The sequence below is a fragment of the Intrasporangium calvum genome (assembly GCF_028446585.1).
In the GTDB taxonomy this organism is placed as follows: Bacteria; Actinomycetota; Actinomycetes; order Actinomycetales; family Dermatophilaceae; genus Intrasporangium; species Intrasporangium calvum_A.
In genome coordinates, this window is sequence record NZ_JAPFQL010000147.1 from 1 (window position 1) to 3,302 (window position 3,302).

Annotated in this window: 4 protein-coding genes; all 4 read left to right on the plus strand. The window is 70.2% G+C overall.

Translation table 11 applies throughout. The features are described from left to right. The first annotated feature begins 41 nt into the window (after positions 1-41). The 4 genes from OO014_RS19115 (at position 42) to OO014_RS19130 (ending at position 3,257) form a co-directional block, all read left to right on the plus strand. Entirely contained in the window at positions 42-692 is a 651-nt protein-coding gene (locus tag OO014_RS19115) for an ABC transporter permease (RefSeq protein ID WP_272463921.1), read from the plus strand. Beyond that, positions 689-1,471, plus strand: coding sequence for an ABC transporter permease (locus OO014_RS19120; protein ID WP_272463918.1), 783 nt, complete (start codon positions 689-691; stop codon positions 1,469-1,471). The genes OO014_RS19115 and OO014_RS19120 overlap by 4 nt, the downstream gene beginning before the upstream one ends. 6 nt (positions 1,472-1,477) lie before the next feature. Then, positions 1,478-2,401 carry an ABC transporter substrate-binding protein gene (locus tag OO014_RS19125; protein WP_272463919.1) on the plus strand — a complete coding sequence of 308 codons (924 nt, stop codon included), beginning with the start codon at positions 1,478-1,480 and terminating at the stop codon, positions 2,399-2,401. Between the two features lie 91 nt (positions 2,402-2,492). Beyond that, positions 2,493-3,257 carry an alpha/beta fold hydrolase gene (locus tag OO014_RS19130; protein WP_272463920.1) on the plus strand — a complete coding sequence of 255 codons (765 nt, stop codon included), beginning with the start codon at positions 2,493-2,495 and terminating at the stop codon, positions 3,255-3,257. Positions 3,258-3,302 lie beyond the last annotated feature (45 nt).

A 3,302-nucleotide genomic window follows, 5' to 3' on the forward strand; every position in this document is an offset into this window, starting at 1 on the left:
GGCGTGGCGGGGTCGCCATCGGGCGAGGGGACGGCCGGCACGTGAGCTGGGCCCTCGACCACCTCGGCGAGATCCTCTCCCGCGCCGGCCAGCACGCCTGGCTGGCCGGGATCCCCTTGGTGCTCGGGCTGCTCATCGCGCTGCCGCTCGGCTGGCTGGCCGCGCGCCAGGCCTGGCTCAAGGGGCCGCTGCTCAGCGCGACCGGTCTGCTCTACACGATCCCGTCGCTCGCCCTCTTCATCCTGCTCCCCAGCATCCTCAAGCGGGGCATCCTCGACCCGGTCAACGTCATCGTCGCCATGACGATCTACACCGTGGCGCTGTTGACCAGGACGGTCGCCGACGCGCTGTCCAGCGTCGACCCGTCGACGCGGGCAGCGGCGACGGCGATGGGCTACGGCGGGTTCGCGCGGTTCCGGGCCGTCGACCTGCCCCTCGCCGTCCCCGTGCTCGCGGCCGGGCTGCGCGTCGCCGCCGTGAGCAACGTCAGCATCGTCAGCGTGGCCTCGCTCATCGGGGTCAACCAGCTCGGCTACTTCCTGACCAACGGCTACGCCCGCAACTTCGCCACCGAGGTCTGGGTCGGCATCATCGCGTGCGTCGCGCTCGCCGTGGTCTTCGACGTCGCCATCAACGGGATCGCCCGCCTGCTCACCCCCTGGGCCCGAGCCGGGGCGGAGGCGAGACCGTGATCGAGGCCCTGGTCACCTGGCTGCAGGACCCCTCGCACTGGACCGGCCCGGAGGGCGTCCCGGCGAGGCTCGGCGAGCACGTGCTCTACACCGTCGTCACGGTGCTCATCGCCGTGGCGATCGCCGTGCCGCTGGGCGCCTGGGTCGGGCACACCGGCCGCGGCCGCTGGCTCGTCACCGGGGCGAACGCGCTGCGGGCCGTGCCCAGCCTCGGGCTGCTCTTCGCCATCTCGATGCTCGTCGGGCCGCTCATCCAGAGCAGCCTCGCCTTCACGATCCCCAGCATCATCGTCCTCGTCATCCTGGCGATCCCGCCCCTGCTCTCCGGCAGCTATGCCGGCGTCGAGAGCGTCGACCCGGCGGCCCGGGATGCGGCGCGAGGGATGGGGATGCGCGGCAGTCAGGTCCTCACCCAGGTCGAGCTGCCCATCGCCATGCCGCTGCTGCTCTCCGGGCTGAGGTCGGCCACGCTGCAGGTCATCGCCACGGCGACCATCGCCGCATCGATCAGCCTCGGTGGGCTCGGGCGCTACCTCATCGACGGGCTCGCCGCGCGCGACCTGCCGCAGATGGTGGCCGGCGCCGTGCTCGTCGCCCTGCTCGCACTCGTGACGGACGGGGTACTGGCTCTCGTGCAGCGTCATGTCGTGTCGCCGGGAATCTCCGGTCGACGCACCCGTGTTGGACCTACCGACATCGCACGTCTCGGCTCCACGCGTGCCGGGGTCCGCTTGACCTCGCGGGGCAGCAGCCCCGTGGTTCACCCGAACGGAAAGTGACTGAAGATGATTCGCACGCGCACCCTGCTCGCCGGACTCCTCGCCGCCGCGGTCCTTCCGCTCGCCGCCTGTGGCAGCACCGAGGACCCGCTCGCCCCGGCCCAGCCCGGAGGCACCAGCGCCGGCACGGGGGCTTCGGGCTCGGTCACCATCGGATCGGCCGACTTCCCCGAGTCCGCGCTGCTCGGCGAGATCTACGCCCAGGCGCTCGAGGCCAAGGGCATCACCGTCCAGCGACAGTTCAACATCGGCAACCGCGAGACCTACCTCAAGGCGCTCGAGGGCGGTGAGGTGGACATCCTGCCCGAATACACCGGGTCACTGACGAACTACTACGACTCCGCCGTCACGGCGACCAACCCTGACGAGGTCTACGAGACCCTCAAGTCCAAGCTGCCGAGCGGCTTCACCGTCCTCGCCAAGTCGACGGCCGAGGACAAGAACTCCATGGTCGTCACCAAGGAGACGGCCGACGCCTGGTCCCTCAAGGCGATCCCTGACCTCGCCGCCTACCAGGACGAGCTGACCATCGCCGCTCCGCCCGAGTTCCGCACCCGGCAGCAGGGCCTCGTCGGCCTCAAGGAGGTCTACAACCTCGAGCCGAAGGAGTTCCGCCCGCTCGCGAGCCAGGCCACCGTCGAGGCACTCAAGAACGGCCAGGTCAAGGCCGCCAACATCTTCAGCACCGACCCGTCCATCGCCGCCAACGGCTTCGTCGTCCTCGAGGACCCGAAGCTGCTCTTCGGCTCCGACAACGTCGTCCCGCTCGTCCGTGAGGAGGTCGCCGGATCCGTCCAGGCGCCACTCGACGCGGTCTCGGCCAAGCTCGACACGACGGCGCTCGCCGACATGGTCAAGCAGGTCGTCGTCGACAAGAAGGACGCCAGCGTCGTCGCCAAGGAGTGGCTCACCGCGTCCGGCCTCCTCTGAGGCCCGCGCCGGGAGGAGCGGCAGGTCAGGGGGTCGCGGACTAGGCTCAGCGGCATACGGAAACCTGATTGTCGGAGCTCGAAGGAGAGTCATGTCGATCGCCCATCGCGTCGTCGGGTCCGGCCCGCGCACCGTCATCGTCAGCCACGGCTGGTTCGGCTCCAGCGAGGGGTGGGGGCTCTTCCCCGACTACCTCGACGGCGAGGCGAACACCTACCTCTTTGCCGACCTGCGCGGCTACGGCGCCCGCAAGGACGTCGAGGGCAGCCAGACGCTCGACGAGATCGCCGACGACCTCATCGCCCTCGCCGACGAGCACGGCGCCGAGCGGTTCGCCCTCGTGGGCCACTCGATGAGTGGCGCCTTCATCCAGCGGGTCCTCGCCAAGGTGCCCGACCGCGTCGAGGCGCTCGTCGCGCTCTCCCCGGTGAGCAGCAGCCCCTTCCCGTTCGACGACGCCGGGCGCGAGCTGTTCTGGGGTGCCGTCGACGACCGGGACAAGCGCTACGCGATCATCGACTTCACCACCGGCAACCGCAACAGTCCTGTCTGGGTCAACCGGATGGTCGACTTCTCGCTCGCGAACTCCACCCGCGATGCCTTCGCGAATGCCTTGGAGGCCTGGGCCGGTCCGGACTTCGCCGACGAAGTGCGCGGCAGCGACGTGCCGGTCCTCGTCCTCGTCGGTGAGCACGACCCCGCCCTGAGCGAGGACTTCGCCCGGGCCCACTGGCTGCCGCTCTTCACGAGGGCCAAGATCGAGGTCATCCCCAACGCCGGGCACTACGCGATGTTCGAGACGCCGGTCAACCTCGCGACGCGGATCGACAACTTCCTCAAGGAGATCGGCTCCTGACCGTGTCGTCGACGGCCCCGCCCCACAACGCAACACGCCCGGCGC

Bases quoted from the DNA above. Each gene is read 5' to 3' on its own strand.
- OO014_RS19125 (WP_272463919.1), top strand. From the start codon at position 1,478: ATGATTCGCACGCGCACCCTGCTCGCCGGACTCCTCGCCGCCGCGGTC.
- OO014_RS19130 (WP_272463920.1), top strand. From the start codon at position 2,493: ATGTCGATCGCCCATCGCGTCGTCGGGTCCGGCCCGCGCACCGTCATC.